This window comes from Kineococcus anabasis (genome assembly GCF_054590795.1).
Genome location: NZ_BAAIHU010000012.1, coordinates 214,495 through 229,745, shown reverse-complemented (window position 1 = coordinate 229,745; position 15,251 = coordinate 214,495). Strand labels below are relative to the sequence as shown.

Annotated in this window: 13 protein-coding genes; 11 read left to right on the top strand and 2 right to left on the bottom strand. The window is 75.9% G+C overall.

The window, feature by feature from the left end:
* Positions 1-2,706: a LuxR C-terminal-related transcriptional regulator gene (locus ACYQBY_RS19560; protein ID WP_459645562.1), complete on the top strand. Its 2,706-nt coding sequence runs from the start codon at positions 1-3 to the stop codon at positions 2,704-2,706.
* Positions 2,703-3,920 carry a cell wall-binding repeat-containing protein gene (locus tag ACYQBY_RS19555; RefSeq protein WP_459645561.1) on the top strand — a complete coding sequence of 406 codons (1,218 nt, stop codon included), beginning with the start codon at positions 2,703-2,705 and terminating at the stop codon, positions 3,918-3,920. The genes ACYQBY_RS19560 and ACYQBY_RS19555 overlap by 4 nt, the downstream gene beginning before the upstream one ends.
* Positions 3,921-4,061: 141 nt before the next feature.
* Here the strand turns inward: ACYQBY_RS19555 and ACYQBY_RS19550 are convergent, their stop codons facing one another.
* The gene (locus tag ACYQBY_RS19550) at positions 4,062-6,026 is read right to left on the bottom strand and encodes a methyl-accepting chemotaxis protein (RefSeq protein ID WP_459645560.1); all 1,965 of its coding nucleotides are present in this window, start codon (positions 6,024-6,026) and stop codon (positions 4,062-4,064) included.
* A 187-nt stretch (positions 6,027-6,213) separates the two neighbouring features.
* On the opposite strand from ACYQBY_RS19550, the gene ACYQBY_RS19545 reads away from it, so the two are divergent.
* The 6 genes from ACYQBY_RS19545 to ACYQBY_RS19520 all read left to right on the top strand — a co-directional run bounded on the left by ACYQBY_RS19545 (position 6,214) and on the right by ACYQBY_RS19520 (position 10,794).
* On the top strand, positions 6,214-6,765 hold the full coding sequence (locus ACYQBY_RS19545; RefSeq protein ID WP_459645559.1) for a MauE/DoxX family redox-associated membrane protein: 552 nt from the start codon (positions 6,214-6,216) through the stop codon (positions 6,763-6,765).
* 3 nt (positions 6,766-6,768) lie between these two features.
* On the top strand, positions 6,769-7,563 hold the full coding sequence (locus ACYQBY_RS19540; RefSeq protein WP_459645558.1) for a thioredoxin domain-containing protein: 795 nt from the start codon (positions 6,769-6,771) through the stop codon (positions 7,561-7,563).
* A gap of 110 nt (positions 7,564-7,673) precedes the next feature.
* Positions 7,674-8,285, top strand: coding sequence for an urease accessory protein UreH domain-containing protein (locus tag ACYQBY_RS19535; RefSeq protein WP_459645557.1), 612 nt, complete (start codon positions 7,674-7,676; stop codon positions 8,283-8,285).
* A 74-nt stretch (positions 8,286-8,359) separates the two neighbouring features.
* Positions 8,360-8,818, top strand: a complete 459-nt coding sequence (locus tag ACYQBY_RS19530; protein ID WP_459645556.1) for a hypothetical protein — start codon at positions 8,360-8,362, stop codon at positions 8,816-8,818.
* A 104-nt stretch (positions 8,819-8,922) separates the two neighbouring features.
* On the top strand, positions 8,923-10,386 hold the full coding sequence (locus ACYQBY_RS19525) for an LGFP repeat-containing protein (RefSeq protein WP_459645555.1): 1,464 nt from the start codon (positions 8,923-8,925) through the stop codon (positions 10,384-10,386).
* 147 nt (positions 10,387-10,533) lie between these two features.
* The gene (locus ACYQBY_RS19520) at positions 10,534-10,794 is read left to right on the top strand and encodes a hypothetical protein (RefSeq protein ID WP_459645554.1); all 261 of its coding nucleotides are present in this window, start codon (positions 10,534-10,536) and stop codon (positions 10,792-10,794) included.
* A gap of 154 nt (positions 10,795-10,948) precedes the next feature.
* Here ACYQBY_RS19520 and ACYQBY_RS19515 read toward each other — a convergent pair whose 3' ends face one another.
* Positions 10,949-11,950, bottom strand: coding sequence for a DUF4862 family protein (locus tag ACYQBY_RS19515; protein ID WP_459645553.1), 1,002 nt, complete (start codon positions 11,948-11,950; stop codon positions 10,949-10,951).
* A 298-nt stretch (positions 11,951-12,248) separates the two neighbouring features.
* Here ACYQBY_RS19515 and ACYQBY_RS19510 point away from each other — a divergent pair, with 298 nt between their 5' ends.
* From ACYQBY_RS19510 to ACYQBY_RS19500, 3 genes are read left to right on the top strand one after another with little or no spacing between them, the layout of a single operon-like run.
* On the top strand, positions 12,249-13,298 hold the full coding sequence (locus tag ACYQBY_RS19510) for a TRAP transporter substrate-binding protein (RefSeq protein WP_459645552.1): 1,050 nt from the start codon (positions 12,249-12,251) through the stop codon (positions 13,296-13,298).
* The gene (locus ACYQBY_RS19505; protein ID WP_459645551.1) at positions 13,295-13,885 is read left to right on the top strand and encodes a TRAP transporter small permease; all 591 of its coding nucleotides are present in this window, start codon (positions 13,295-13,297) and stop codon (positions 13,883-13,885) included. The genes ACYQBY_RS19510 and ACYQBY_RS19505 overlap by 4 nt, the downstream gene beginning before the upstream one ends.
* 11 nt (positions 13,886-13,896) lie before the next feature.
* Positions 13,897-15,210: a TRAP transporter large permease gene (locus ACYQBY_RS19500; protein WP_459645550.1), complete on the top strand. Its 1,314-nt coding sequence runs from the start codon at positions 13,897-13,899 to the stop codon at positions 15,208-15,210.
* Positions 15,211-15,251 lie beyond the last annotated feature (41 nt).

Genomic DNA, 15,251 nt, shown 5'->3' with positions numbered 1-15,251 from the left:
GTGGCGGGCACGGTGCTGCGCGGCTCCCCGTGGCCGCTGACCGGGCGGGCGGAGGTCCTGGAGCGGACCGTGGCCGCCCTGCGCCGGCGGGACTGCGGCGCCGTCGTCCTCACCGGCCCGGAAGGGGTGGGGCGCAGCCGGCTGGCGGCCGAGGCGCTGGCGGGTGCGCAGGCCGCGGGCCTGGCGGTGCGGCGCGCCGGGGGCAGCGCGGCCGCCGTGGGCCTGCCGTTCGCGGCGCTGGCCGACCTGCTGCCCCCGGACCTGCCGCACGCCGCGTCGCCGTTCGAGCTGATGCGCCTGACCGCGCAGCGGCTGCGCGCGGCGGCCCCCCGGCACGGGCTGGTCCTCGCCGTGGACGACGCCCACCTCGTCGACGACGCCTCCGCGGCGCTGCTGGCCCACACCGTGCGCTCGGGTGCGGCCCGGGTCCTGCTCGTCGTGCGCGAGGAGGTGCCCGACGCCCTGCTGCCGCTGCTCAAGGACGTGCCCTGCGAGCGGATCGCCGTGGAGCCCCTGCGGCGCGAGGACGTCGCGGTGCTGTGCGCGGCCGTCCTCGGCGCTCCCGTGGAGGGCGCCACGCTGCACCGCCTCGCGCAGCTGGCCGCCGGGAACCTGCTCCACCTGACCGCGCTGCTGGACTCCTGGCTCGCCGCGGGCGCGCTCACCGAGGAGGGCGGGGTGTGGGTGGCCTCCGGTGCGCCTCCCTCCGGTGGGCACCTGCGGCAGGTGGTGGAGCGGCGCTTCGGCCGCCTGGACGCCGCGCAGCGCGCCGTCGTGGAGCTGACCGCGCTCGCCGGCACCGTGGAGGTCTCCTTCCTGGAGCGCGTGGTGGACGTCGGCGCGGTGCTCGCCGTGGAGCGCGCCGGCCTGCTCCTGCTCGCCGAGGACGGGCGCCGCCTGCGGGCACGGCTGCCGCACCCGTTGTTCGAGGAGGTGCTGCGGGAGGGCACCCCCCGCCTGGCCGCGCGGCTGCTGCGGCGGCGGCTGGCCGCCGAGCTGGAGCGGACCGGGTGCCGCCGCGGGGACGACCTGCTGCGCCTGGCCACCGTGCGCCTGGACGCGGGGCACGTACCGGGCGAGGAGGTGCTCCTCGCGGGGGCGCGCACCGCGGCCCGGCGCTTCGACACCGTCCGCGCGGTGCGGCTGGCCACCGCGGCGGCGGAGGCGACGGGCAGCTTCCCCGCCCGCCTCGCCGCCGCGGAGGCCCTGTACGCGGGTGGCCGCGGACGCGAGGCGGAGGAGGTGCTGCGGGACCTCGCGGAGAACGCCGGCGACCCCGGGAGCCTGGCCGGGGTGGCGCTGCTGCGCGCGGCGAACCTCGTGAGCGCGTTCGGCCGCTCCGCGGACGCCGCGGCCCTGGTCCGCACCGCCGCCACCGGCCTGGGCCCCGGTGAGCTGCGCGACGAGCTGACCGCCCTGGGGGCGATGATCGCGCTGAGCTGCGGCCGGGCCGCGCAGGCGCTGGACGACGTGGCGCCCCTGCTGGCCCGGCCCGCCACCTGCGAGCGTGCGCGGGTGCGCGCGCTGCTGGTGGCGGTGCCCGCCTGGGGTCAGGTCGGCCGCGGGGACACCGCCGCCGCGGTCGCCGCCGCGACCCTCGCCGCCGCCGTCCCCGCCGTGGACGCCGCCGCGGACGCCGCCGCCACCGTGGACGCCGTCGCCGGCGAGGACCCGGCGCGGGAGCTGCCCGCGGTGTTCGAGGCGGTGCTGGTGGGCCTGTGCTACGCCCACGGCGTCACGGGCCGCCTCGCCGCCGCCGAGGAGCTCGCCTCGGTGCGCTACGCCGCCGCGCTGGAGCGGCGGGCCCCCGACCTGCGCACGCTGTGGGCCCTGGCCCTGGGACAGGCGGACGCGCTGCGCGGGGACCTGGTGGGCGCCGCCGCGCACCTGCGGGAGGCGGCGCTGCTGCTGCGGCACGACCAGTCCGTGTTCGGCGTGTACTCCCTCGCCTGGTGCCTGGGCTGCCTGGCCGACGTCGCCGCCGAGGGCGGGGACGCGGCCGGTGCCCGCGCGGCGCTGGACGAGGCCGACGCGGTCACCCCGGAACCCTGCTTCGTGCCGCCGCGGGAGCTGGCCCGCATCTGGGTCGCGTGGGCCGAGGGCTCGGTGGACGCCGCGGCGGAGGTGGCCGCGGACGTGGCGACCGCGGCACGGGGGCTGGGCGTGGAGGCGGTGGAGGCCCTGGCGCTGCACCAGGCCGCGCGCCTGGGACGGCCCCGGGAGGTCGTGGAACGGCTGGCGCAGCTCGCGGGACGGGTCGACGGGGAGCTCGTACCCGCGCACGCCGCGCACGCCGCGGCGCTGCACGCCTCGGACGCCGCCGCGCTGGCCGCCGCGTCGCGGGAGTACGAGCGGCTGGGGATGTGGCTGGACGCCGCCGAGGCCGCCGGGCAGGCGGCGCTGGTGGCCGCGCGCGCGGGCTCCCGGGCCGAGGCGCTGCGGCAGGCCCAGCGCGGCAGCACCCTGGCCGCCCGCTGTGCCGGCGCGCGCACCCCGGGGCTGTCGCTGGGCGTGGGACCGCAGCCGCTCACGGCACGGGAGCGGGAGGTCGCCGCGCTCGCCGCGCGCGGCTGGACGTCGGTGCGGATCGCGGAGTCCCTCGTCGTGTCCGCGCGCACCGTGGACAACCACCTGCACCGCGCCTACGGCAAGCTCGGCGTCTCCTCCCGGCAGGAGCTGGCGCAGTTCCTCGGCCCGGTGCCGTGAGCGCGAGCGGTGGCGCGCGGACGGGTCCGCGGAGGCCGCGCGGCCGGGGGCGGGTCGCCGCGGTCGCCGGTCTGCTGCTGGGCTGGGCGTGCACGCTGCCCGCCCTCGCCACCTCCGCGGCTCCCACGCCCTCCGCGGCGGCTGCGGGGAGCGCCGCGCGGCCGGACCCCCGGCTGAGCTCGGGCCCCTACGACCGGGTGGCCCGCGTGCAGGGCGGGGACCGCGTCGCCACGGCCGTGGACGTCTCGCGGTTCCGCTTCCCCGGGGGCGCCTCCGGGCAGGAACCGCCGGAGGCGGCGGTGCTCGTCCGCTCCGACGACTTCGCCGACGCCCTCGCGGCGGCGCCCCTGGCGGCGGCGGAGGGCCCGCTGCTGCTGACGTCCCGCGACCGGCTGGACCCGGCCACCGCGCAGGAGCTGCGGCGGGTCCTGCCCGCCGGCCGGACCGTCCACCTGCTCGGCGGCCCCGGTGTGCTCGGCGGGGAGGTCGAGCGCGCCGTGCGGGAGCTGGGTTTCCCCGTGCGGCGCCTGGCGGGGGAGGACCGCTACGCCACGGCGGTGGCGGTCGCGCGGTACCTGGCGCCCGCCGCGCCGGGCGGCTGCGAGTTCGTCCTGGCCACGGGCCGGGACTTCCCCGACGCCGTCGTGGGCGCCGGCTGGGCCCGGCCGCAGCGCCCGGTCCTGCTCACCGACGGCGAGCGGGTGCCCGCCGCGACGGCACGGGAGATCGAGCGGTGCGGCGCCGGGGTGGTCCCGGAGCCGGGGCGCCACGCGGTGCGGGTGTCCCTGTTCGGCGATCCCGCGGCCCGCGCGTACTCGCAGGCGCGCGCCGGCTCGCCCGCCCTGCGCACCCTGTCCACCGGTGCGACGCGCTGCTCGGGGCCGGACCGCTACGTCACGGCGACCCTGGTGTGCGACCCGTACTCGCAGTACCCGCCGTTCCCGTCGGGGCGCGACGACCGGGCCGTCGCGCTCGTCTCCGGCCAGGACTGGCCCGACGCGCTCCTGGCCGCCACGCTGACGGAGTCGGTGGACCAGGCCACCGGTGCCGTCACCCCCGTCCGCGTGGTGTTCACCCGGCCCGGATCCCTCCCGGAGTTCGTCGCCGGGTACCTGCACGGGGCGCGCGCCGACATCGGGCGGGGGTTCGTCGTGGGCGGGCCGGGAGCGGTGTCCCCGGACGTCGAGCGACGCTTCGTCGAGCTGATCTCCTGAGCGCCCCGCTCCCGCGCGCCTGAGCTGACACTTCCGCTACACCGCCCGCGTGACACACCGCCCGCGGCGCTGCCCGGGGCGGCGCGCCGCATGGGCGGTGCAGCGGAAGTGTCAGCCGCCCGGCGGGGGGCGGGCAGGGGGTCAGATCCGGAACCGGCCCACGAGGGTGCGCAGCTCCCCGGCGAGTTCGGTGAGCCGCGCCGCCTCGGCCTGCGTGGCGCGGGCCGCGCCCTCGGTGGCACCCGCCGCGTTCTCCACCTCGCTGATGTTGTGCACGATCTCGGCGCCGCCGCGGGCCGCCTCGGAGCTGGCGCGGGTCATCTCCGCCGTCGTGGCGCTCTGCTCCTCCACCGCTCCGGCGATGGAGGTGGAGTAGTCGCTGATCTGCGCCACGACCTGCTGGATGCGGCCGATCTCCTCCGCGGCGCCCTGGGTCCCGGCCTGGATGGCCTCGATGCGGTGGGTGATGTCCTCGGTGGCGCGGGCGGTCTGCTGCGCCAGCTCCTTCACCTCACCGGCGACGACGGCGAAACCCTTGCCCATCTCCCCGGCGCGCGCCGCCTCGATGGTGGCGTTGAGGGCGAGGAGGTTCGTCTGCTCGGCGATGGAGGTGATGAGCTGCACGACGCTGCCGATGTCGGCGCTGGCGGCGTCGAGCTCGGCGACCCTGCGGCCGGCGGACTCGGCGATCCCCACGGCCTCCGCCGCGACCCCCGCGGAGCGGCTGGCGCTGGAGGAGATCTCGGTGATGGACGTGGCCATCTCCCCGGAGCCGGTGGCGAGGCTCTGGATGCCCGAGTTGACCTGCCGCACGGCGGCGGAGACCCCGGAGACGCGGGCGGACGTCCCGGCCGCGCCGTCCTGCAGGGTCGCGGAGATCGAGTTCAGGCCCTGCGAGGCGTCCGCCAGCGCCGCCGAGGAGCCGGCGATGGAGCGCATCGTGTCCGCCACCTTCACGGCGAACCGGTTGAAGGCCGCGCCGAGCTGGCCGACCTCGTCGGTGGAGTTCTCCGCGACCCGCTGCGTCAGGTCGCCGTCGCCGTCGGCGATCTCGGCCATCCGGTCGCGCAGCCGCTCCACGGGGCGCAGCACGGAGCGCGCGACGGCGTAGGCCGCGATCGCCGCTGCCAGCAGCGCGGCGAGCGCGAGCAGGGTGCTGAGCCGGGTGAGGGCGGTGGCCTCGGCGAGCACGGTGTCGGTGGGGATGGTGAGCACCATCGCCCAGGTGTCGGCCTCCCCGAGGGGCAGGGGGGCGGCGACGAGGACGACGTCGCGCCCGGCGGCGGAGGTCTGGCGGCTGACGGGCCGGCCGGCGCGGACGGCCTGCGCGACGAGGTCACCGGCGGCCTGCGCGGGCTTCTCCCCGGGCTCCTCCCCGGCACCGCTGCCGACGACGGCGCCGGCGGTGCTGACGAGGGTGGCGGTGCCGACCCCGTAGGGCCTGACGGCCGCGACCTGCTCCTGGAGGGTCGCCAGGGCCATGTCGATGCCGGCGACGCCGATGGTCCTGCCGTCGACGACGACGGGCGCCCCGACGGACGTGATGAGCGTGGGCTTGCCGGCGACCTCGTAGAGGTAGGGCTCGACGACCTTGTCCTCCCCGGTGGTGAGGGGGACCTGGTAGTAGTCGCCGGCACCGGCCTGGTCGTAGTCGACGAGGGCGGTCTGCTGGACGGTGCCGCCGTCGCGGTACCAGTAGGGGACGTAGCGGCCGCTGGCGTCGTGGCCCGCCGTGCCGGCGAACTCGGCGTCGCGGCCGTCGAAGGCGCCCGGCTCGAAGCCGCTCCACACGCCCAGGTAGTCCGGGTGCGCCTCGAGCAGGCGCCGCTGGACGTCGTCGGCCTGCGCACGCGTGGCGCCGGTGGCGTGCAGGGCGGCGACGGTGGCCGCGAGGTCCCGGGAGGTGGCAAGGCCCGTGCGCAGCGCGGCCCCCGCGTCGTCGGCGCTGCCCGCGGCGAGCTGCTCGGTGTAGCGCAGGGCGTCGGCGCGCGCCATGGCGGCGCTGCGGCTGGCGATGACGCCGACGAGGCCCGCGAGGGCGACGGCGAGCACGGCCACGAGGCTGACGACCATGCGCAGTTTCAGGGTGAGGCGCGGGATGCGCACGGGGGCTCCGATCGGCGGTGAGGGACCTCCTCCTCCATCGGCCACGGCGCGGCACGCTGAACCTCCCGGGCGTGCCGATCCCGTCCAGGGGGAATCCCCCTGGACACCCCGGTCCCGCCCGCGGGGCTGCCGGTCCACCCCGCGGGTTGTCTTGACCCGGACCTCGCGCATCGCACAACGTGGCTCCGTGCACCTGCTGCTCGTGCCGTACCTGGCGGGGAGCCTGCTCCTGCTGGGCGCGGGGTGGGCGAAGCTGCGGCGACCCGACGGCACCGCCCGGGCGCTGCGCACCCAGGGCCTGCCGTCCTCGCGACCGCTGGTGCGCCTGCTCGGCGCGGCGGAGGCCGTCCTCGCCCTCGCCGCCCTGGCCGGTGTCCCGGGCGCGGCGGTGGGCACGGCCGTGGCGTACGCCGCCTTCACCGGTTTCGTGCTGCTCGCCCTGCTGCGGGGTCGCCCCCTGAGCTCGTGCGGCTGTTTCGGCGAGCCCGACCTGCCGCCCACCGCGACGCACGTCGCCGTGACGTCCCTGTTCGCCGCGACGGGCGCGGCCGTCGCCTCGGGGTCCGGCGCCACGGCGTCCGGCGCCCCGGGGCTGCCCGGGCTGCTTGGTGCCGGGGTGGGGCCCGCCCTGGCCGTGCTGGGCGCCACCGCCGTCACCACGTGGCTCGCGCTCGCCGTCCTGACCGCCCTGCCCCGCCTGGCCGCCGCCCGCCGTCCCGTCCCGATCCCCGGAGCCTGACCCGTGACCTCCTTGCTCCTCGCCCTGGTCGCCGGCCTCACCGTGGCCGTCGCGCTGCTCGCCCTGCTGGTGGTGGGTCTGCTGCGCAGCCACGCGGAGATCCTGCGCTCCCTGCACGAGCTGGGCGCGGGCCGGGAGGACACCGCCCCGCGCGGCGCCGCGCCGGGCCCGGTGGACGTCCCGTTCGGCGTCGGCCCGGGCGTGGTGGGCCCGGCGGGGGTGACGGGTTCCGGCGCCCCGGACGTCAGCGGCGAGACCCCCGGCGGGGACAGCGTGCAGGTCGCCGTCACCACCGGGCAGGACACCCTCCTGGCGTTCCTGTCCAGCGGCTGCCTGACCTGCCACGGCTTCTGGGAGAGGTTCCGCGGGCGCGCCCCGCTGGGCCTGCCCGCCGGGACCCGCCTGGTCGTCGTGACCCAGGGCCCGGAACGGGAGAGCACCACCGCGGTGCGGGAGCTCGCCGCCGAGGGTCTGCTCGTCGTCATGTCCACCCCGGCGTGGGAGGGCTACGAGGTGCCGGGCTCGCCGTACTTCGTGCTCGTCGACGGCGCCGCGGGCCGGGTTGCCGGGGAGGGCAGCGCGACGAGCTGGGAGCAGGTGGAACGCCTCGTCACGCAGGCGACGGGGGACCGTGCCGTGGAGAGGGGCAGGCACCGGCACCACCACGGCACGGGTGACGACGCCTACCGGGAGGCCCGCGCCGACGCGGAACTCCTCGCGGCGGGCATCGCGCCGGGGCACCCGAGCCTGGAGCTGACCGCCGACGAGCTCGCCGACGGCCCCGCGCCGAGGACCTGACGGGAACCGGCGGGGTGGTCCTGGACCTGGGCACGTGGGCGCTGCTGGCGGGTGTCCCCACCGCGGCGCTCGCGGCGCTGCGCGCGACGTGGTCGCCTTGAGGCGAGTCGATGCTCTCGAGCATCACCCCGCTCGGGGAGCGGGGACGCGCCAGCCGCTGGCCGGTCACGGTCACGGCGCACCTGATCGGTTCCGCCCTCGGCGGGACGGTGCTCGGCGCGGTGCTGGGCTCCGCGGGGGTCCTGCTGCCGCTGGAGCACGGCGCTGTCGGGACCGCCGCGCTGGTGCTGTTCGCGGTGCTGGCGGCGTGGGCGCTGGCCGTGGAGGTGGGCCGCCTGCCGCAGCCGCCGACGTGGCACCGGCAGGTCGACGAGGACTGGCTGCACCGCTACCGCGGCTGGGTGTACGGGTTCGGCTACGGTGCCCAGCTCGGTGCCGGCCTCGTCACGATCGTCACCTCGCCGCTGCTGTACGCGGCGCTGGCGCTGGCGCTGCTGACGGGCTCCCCGCTCGCGGGGGCCGCGGTGGGGCTGGTGTTCGGGGTGGCGCGGGCCGCGCCGGTGCTGGCGCTGCGGCGGGTGACGACCCCGGCCCGGCTCGTCGCGGTGCACCGGCGGCTGGAGGCGCTGGCCCCCGCGGGCCGCGCCGGTGCGGCGCTCACCTGCGGCGTGCTCGCCGTGGCGGCCGTGGCGCAGCTCGCCCTGGGCGGGGCCGCGTCGTGACACCCGAGCGGACCCCGTCGTGACACCCGAGCGGACCCCCTCGTGACACGGGGACCGGGGACAGGAGGAGACCGGTGAGACTCAGCGCCCACGGCATGGCCGTCGACGCGCCGCGCGGCTGGGAGGTGCGCATCGCCCGCCGCACGTCCGCCGAGCAGGAGTTGCAGGCGGTGCGGCGGCCGGTGCTGCACGCCGCGACCGTCCCGCTGCCGGAGGTCCGCGGGGACTTCGGCGGTGGGGTCACCCCGCTGCTGGGCGAGCAGGACCTGTTCGTCTCGCTGTTCGAGCACGAGCCGGAGGCGTGCGCGACGCCGCTGTTCGCGACCACGGGCAGGCCGCGGCCCACCGCCGCGGACTTCGCGCCGAACCGGTTGCAGCGCAGCATCCCCGGCCAGTCCGGCTGCCAGTGGTTCTTCCAGGAGGGCGGGCGGGCGTTCTGCCTGTACGTGGTCCTCGGCAGCCACGCCCGCCGCGCGGAGCTGGTCAACCGGCTCGGCGCGGTGCTGGCGACCCTCGACCTGGACCCCGCCTGATGGCCGCCCCGGCCACCGCCCCGGCCACCACCCCGACCACCCCGACCACCCCGACCACCCCGACCACCCCGACCACCCCGACCACCCCGACACGAGGAGCGCGCATGGGAACGCTGCTGGAGAAGGCCGCCGGCTCGCTCGTCGAACGCGCCTCGGCGCTGCTCGCGGCGCGCACCGACCGCCGCGGGTTCCTGGCCCGCACGGCGGTGGTGGGCTCGGCGGTGGCCGTCTCGCCGGTGGGTTTCCTCACCCGGCCGGTCAGCGCGTACGCCGCCGTCTGCGGGATCGACTCCACCTGTTCCTCCGGCTACACCGCGTTCTGCGCGACCATCAACGGCGGCGTGAACCGCTGCCCGCCGGGCTCGCTGGTCGGCGGGTGGTGGAAGTCCGACGGGTCGGGCTTCTGCTGCGGCAACGCCCGGTACTACATCGACTGCCACAGCTACTGCAAGTGCGGTTGCGGGGGCCGGAGCAACTTCTGCGGCGAGGGCTGCCGCGACTGCTCCTGCGGGTGCGGGCCGAAGGGGCAGTGCGACCAGCGCAAGGTGTGCTGCAACGAGTTCCGCTACGGCCAGTGCAACCAGGACGTGCGCTGCACGGGGCCGGTGTGGTGCCGGGTGGTGACGTGCACCCCGCCGTGGCGCATCCCGTCCTGGAAGTGCTCCACGACGGTGGCGGTGGACCAGCGCACGAACGCGCACTCCGCACCGTCGCTGCAGGACTGCACCGCGATCGGCGTCAAGCACACCGCCCTCGGCGGGCCCGGGAGCTTCCTCGGGGAGCAGGTGACGCCGGAGCGCTCCACGCCCGGCGGGGCAGGCGTGTTCCAGCACTTCGACGGCGGTTCGGTGTACTGGTCGCGCGCCACGGGGGCGCACGAGGTGCACGGTGCCGTGCGCGGCACGTACGAGCGCCTCGGCTGGGAGGCCGGCCCGCTGGGGTTCCCCACGACGGACGAGCTGCGCACCCCCGACGGGCGGGGCCGCTTCAACCACTTCTCGGGCAGCGGCGGGGCGTCGGTGTACTGGACGCGGGAGACCGGCGCCCACGCCGTGTGGGGGGCGGTCCGGGACACCTGGGAGCGCCTCGGGTGGGAGACGGGCCCGCTGGGCTACCCGGTGACGAGCGAGCTGCGCACCCCGGACGGGCGGGGGCGGTTCAACCACTTCTCGGGCAGCGACGGGTCGTCGGTGTACTGGTCGCCGGAGACGGGGGCGCACGCGGTGCACGGGCGCATCCGGGACCTGTGGGAGCGCCTCGGCTGGGAGGCGGGCCCGCTCGGGTACCCGGTGACCGACGAGCTGGACGCGCCCGGCGGCCGGGCGCGGTTCAACGACTTCGACGGCAGCGGGGGGTCGTCGGTGTACTGGTCGCGCGCCACGGGGGCGGTGAGCGTCTCCGGGCCGATCCGGCGGGCGTGGCTGGACGCGCAGGGCCCGGTGGGCGCCCTGGGCCTGCCGCGCGAGGAGGCCGCGCCGGACGGGCCGGGCCGGGTGCGGCAGGTGTTCGAGGGGGGCACCGCCGTCCTGGACACCGCCACCGGGCAGGTGACGCTGACGCCGGCGTGAGCGCCCGGCCGGGGGGCGCGCCTGACCCGTTCGGGCCATCCTGCGTCGCCGGGGTCGGGAGCGGCGCCCGGCCGGCCGATGCAGGTCCTGGGGGACGGGGCCGCTGCGGCCCGGCCCCGGACCGTGTCCGCAGGGGTGAGGAGTGGGATGAAGACCGTTCTGGAGATCGAGACCACCAGGCCGATCGGCATCCACGAGCTCAACGTCTTCCTGAAGGGCATCACGGGTCACATGCCGGGGTCCTTCGTGTCCCAGGGGCACAGCACCGCCGGGCGGCTGACGGTGATCGTGTTCTCCGCCGCCCCGCTGCTGCTGGAGGTCGCCGAGGAGGTGCTGGAGTCCCTGCCGCACCTGTGCGACTCCATCGCCGGGCTCTCCCTGCACGAGCCGTCCCGCCGCGCCGCCTGACCCCCGCCCGGGTCCGGGCACCCCCTCCGCGCCCGAACCCGGAGACGGGCGCGGCCGGGCGCCCCTGCGCGCCCGAACCCGGAGATGGGCGGGCTCGGGGGGCTCCCTCCGCGCCCGAACCCGGAGATGGGCGCGGGGAGGGTGCCGCCCGACCTCACACCGCGGCGCGCGCCTTCTCCAGCAGCGTGAGCGAGGCCTGGGCCACGGCGAGCCGGGTGGGCACGTCCGCGTCCACGGGCCGCACGGCGACCTTGAGCCCGACGTGGGGGACGTCCCCGGCGGCGCGCAGGGTCTCGGTGGCCTCCTCGGGGCCGAGCAGGGACGGTGCGGACAGCGCCAGGGCGGGGTCGTCACCGCGCGGGGGGATGTGGGTGTCGGCCCACGGCGGGGACCAGGGGGACTCCTCGCCGGTGGCGCCGGAGAAGACCACCGAGCGCAGCAGGCCCTCCGCGGCGAGGGTGCGCACGTGCTCCAGCGCGAGGGCGGGGCCGTGGCCCTCGATCGCGGAGCGGCCCCAGTTGAACCCCGTGCCGAGCCGGTCGGCGGGCAGGCCGAACCCCTGCACGAGGGCGATCTCCTCCTCCAGCCCCCAGAACCCCTTGGCGGGGGTGCGGCCGGGGACGAGGGCGTCGCAGTGCTCCAGGATCACCTCGGCGCCGGCGAGGTCCCAGGACAGGATCTCCTCCAGGGAGCGGGCCAGCGCGTCGCGGGAGCCGGCGCGGGGGCCGGGGGCGCTGTGCAGCTCGATGCCGACGACGCGGCGGCGGCCGGAGCCCTCCGCGAGGGAGAGGGCGAGGTCGCGGGCGCGGGCGACGTCCGCGAGGGCGCGGGCGCGGGAGTCGGGGTCGGTGGAGGACAGGCCGTAGGCGGGGTCGGTGCCGAGCCGGGGCATCATCGTGGGCACGAGCGTGACGAGCAGGTCCCACTCGGGCCGCACGTTCCGCTCGACCCAGCCGGGTTCGAGGCTGCGGGTGCCCTCGACGGGCAGGGCGTACTCCAGGCCGCGGATGCCGAGGCCGGCCAGCCCCGCGAACAGCTCCTCCTCCCCCGCGGGGTCCTCGGGGGCAAGCATGTAGCCGGCGACCAGCAGACCGCGGGCAGGGCCCGGGTCCTGGGCGGGAGCGGAGCCGGGGTCCTGGGTGGTGGGGTCGGTCATCGTTCCTCCGTCGTCGTCGGCGTGGAGCTTGGCGTGGAGCGGCGTGCCGGGACCTCGTGCGCGCCGTGGGGCGCTGCGCCGGGGCAGGACGCCCGCTGGTCAGGGCGAGCGCTCCCAACCCCTTGACGTGATCCCGGACTGTACCTAGCTTTTCCGTCTAGCGGAACAGGGTTCCACCAACGAACCGCCGGGACCACACCGCGAGCGGACACGGACGTCCCGCCACGGCCCCGCAGCACCACCGCCCACCCCCGACCCGGGTGGGCGCCCCGACCAACCAGCTGACGAAGGAGTCACCATGCGGCGGACCACGCGCAGATCGGTCCCGGCCCTCCTCGGGGCGGTCGCGCTCGCGCTCACGGCGTGCAGCGCCGGCAGCGGCAAGCCCGTCGACGCCGGCGCCGCCCCCGGGGCGAGCGCGGCCGGCGCCAAGGCGAAGACCGTGTTCAAGCTCGCCTTCAACCAGGCGGACACCCACCCCCAGGCCGTCTCCCTCAGCGCGATGGGCGAGCGCATCAAGGAGCGGACGAAGGGCGAGTACGACGTCGACGTCTTCCCCAACGAGACCCTCGGCGCGCAGAAGGAGACCATCGAGCTCGTCCAGGCGGGCACCATCCAGTTCGCGATGGTCGCCTCGCCGCTCATGGAGAACTACAACCCCGACTTCGTCGTCTTCAACCTGCCCTTCGTGTTCGACTCCCAGGAGCACCAGCGCAAGACGACGAACGACCCGGCGATCGTCTCCGAGCTCTACTCCTCGCTGGAGGACCAGAACCTGAAGGTGCTCGCCGGGTTCCACGGCGGCGTGCGGTCGATGTACAACTCCGAGAAGCCCATCACCACCCCGGCGGACATGGCGGGCAAGAAGATCCGCGTCATCGAGTCCGACACCAACCTCGAGATGATCCGCCTCATGGGCGGCAACGGCACCCCCATGGGCATGGGCGAGGTCTACACCGCGATCCAGTCCGGCGTCATCGACGGCGCGGAGAACAACGAGCTGACCTACGCGAACTCCAAGCACGCCGAGGTCGCGAAGTTCTACAGCTACACCAGGCACCTCATGCTGCCGGACTACCTCATCACCAACCCCACCGTGCTGGACGGCCTGCCCGAGGACACGCGGAAGATCTTCGAGGAGGAGATCGCCAAGGCCGTCGAGGAGGAGGGCGCGCTCTGGGAGACGGAGATCGTCAAGGCCAAGGAGGCCGCCGAGAAGGCGGGCGCGACGTTCAACGAGGTGGACAAGGCGGCCTTCGACGCGGCCATCGAGCCGCTCACCGAGGCCAAGCTGAACAACGACCTGGTGCGCGGTATCCACGAGAAGGTCCGGGCGGTGGCGGAGTGAGCCCCGGCAACGACGCCGGCACCGGGCAGCTCGACCGGCCCGCCGCGAGCGCGCCCGGTCCCGCACCCCGCCGCAGCGCGCTGACCACCGCGAAGAACACCCTCGACCGGGTCCTGAGCTGGGTGTGCGTGGTGCTGATGGCCGCGCTCGTCGTCGATGTCATGTGGCAGGTCTTCACCCGCCAGGTGCTCGACTCCCCGAGCGCCTGGTCGGAGGAGCTGGCCAAGTACCTGTTCATCTGGCTCGGTCTGCTCGGCTCCGCGCTCGTGTTCGGCGAGCGCGGCCACGTCGGGGTGGAGCTGCTCGTGCAGAAGGCACCACTGGGCGTGCAGCGCGTCCTGTCCCTGGTCGTGCAGGCGACGATCCTGCTGTTCGCCCTCGTGGCGCTGGTGTGGGGCGGCTGGCAGGTCGTGGACATCGCGTGGAACCAGAAGGTCACCGGCCTGCCGTTCAACGTCGGCCAGCTGTACCTCGCGCTGCCGATCTGCGGTGTCCTCACCGCCCTCTACACGCTGTACCACATCGTCCGGATCGCACGCGGTGACGAGCCGCCGTACGAGCCGGACGCCGAGGTCGAGACGGTCTGAGGAGGACGTCCGTGGATCCCGCAGCACTCGCAGGGCTCGTCCTCGTCGGCGGCATCGCCCTGTTCCTCGCGATCGGCGCGCCGATCAGCATCGGCGTCGGCGTCTCCAGCGTCGCCGCGATGTTCGTGATCGTCGGTTCCGCCTCCGGTGCCCTCACCGCCGCGCAGCAGATGTTCCGGGGCATCAACTCCTTCCCCCTGCTGGCCATCCCCTTCTTCGTCCTCGCCGGCGTCATCATGAACAACGGCGGGATCGCGCTGCGGCTCATCAACGCCGGCAAGGTGATGGTGGGCCGGATGCCCGGCTCGCTGGCGCAGACGAACATCGCGGCCAACGCCCTCTTCGGTGCCGTCTCCGGGTCCTCCATCGCGGCCGCCGCCGCGGTCGGCTCGACGCTCGCGCCGCTGCAGGCCAAGGAGGGCTACGACAAGAACTTCGCGGCGGCGGCGAACATCGCCTCCTCGCCCGGCGGGATGCTCATCCCCCCGAGCAACCTGATGATCGTGTACTCGCTGGTGTCGAGCACCTCGGTCGCCGCGCTGTTCGTCGCCGGATACCTGCCGGGGATCCTGTGGACCCTCGCCAGCATGGCCGTCGTGTGGTGGTACGCCCGCAAGCGCCCGGAGCTGAGGGTCACCGAGCAGGCGCCCCTCGCCGAGCGGGCCAGGATCATCCTGGACTCGGTCCCCGCGCTGCTGCTGATCGTCGTGGTCATCGGCGGGATCCTCGTGGGCTGGTTCACCTCCACGGAGGCCGCCGTCATCGCGGTGGCGTACTCCCTCGTCCTGGCGGTGGCCTACCGCAGCCTCAGGGCGCGGGACCTGCCGAAGATCCTGCTCGACTCCACGCGCACGACGGCCGTGGTGATGTTCCTCATCGCCGTCTCGACCGTGATGGGTTTCGTCCTGTCCTTCGCGCAGATCCCCGAGCTGGCCTCCTCGCTGATGTTCGGCATCAGCGACAACCCCGTGGTGATCCTGCTGCTGATCACGGTCATCCTGCTCGCCGTCGGCTGCTTCATGGACGCGACACCGGCCGTGCTGATCTTCACGCCGATCTTCCTGCCGGTCGTGACGGCCTTCGGGGTGGACCCCGTCCACTTCGGGATCATCATGGTCTACAACCTGAGCATCGGGACGATCACGCCGCCGGTGGGCACGGTGCTCTTCGTGGGAGCCAAGATCGCCGGCTGCCGGCTGGAGCCGGTGATCAAACAGCTCATGCCGCACTTCGTCGCCCTGGTGATCACCCTGATCATCGTCACCTTCACCCCGGGCCTGTCCCTCTGGCTGCCGCAGGCCCTGGGCCTGATCGCCGCCCCCTGAGAACCCGCCCGTCCCCGCACCCAGAACCCGCACCCAGAACC

Coding starts and splice junctions, on each gene's coding strand:
- ACYQBY_RS19535 (WP_459645557.1), top strand. CDS start 7,674: ATGCTCTCGAGCATCACCCCGCTCGGGGAGCGGGGACGCGCCAGCCGC.
- ACYQBY_RS19525 (WP_459645555.1), top strand. CDS start 8,923: ATGGGAACGCTGCTGGAGAAGGCCGCCGGCTCGCTCGTCGAACGCGCC.
- ACYQBY_RS19520 (WP_459645554.1), top strand. CDS start 10,534: ATGAAGACCGTTCTGGAGATCGAGACCACCAGGCCGATCGGCATCCAC.
- ACYQBY_RS19515 (WP_459645553.1), bottom strand. CDS start 11,950: ATGACCGACCCCACCACCCAGGACCCCGGCTCCGCTCCCGCCCAGGAC.
- ACYQBY_RS19510 (WP_459645552.1), top strand. CDS start 12,249: ATGCGGCGGACCACGCGCAGATCGGTCCCGGCCCTCCTCGGGGCGGTC.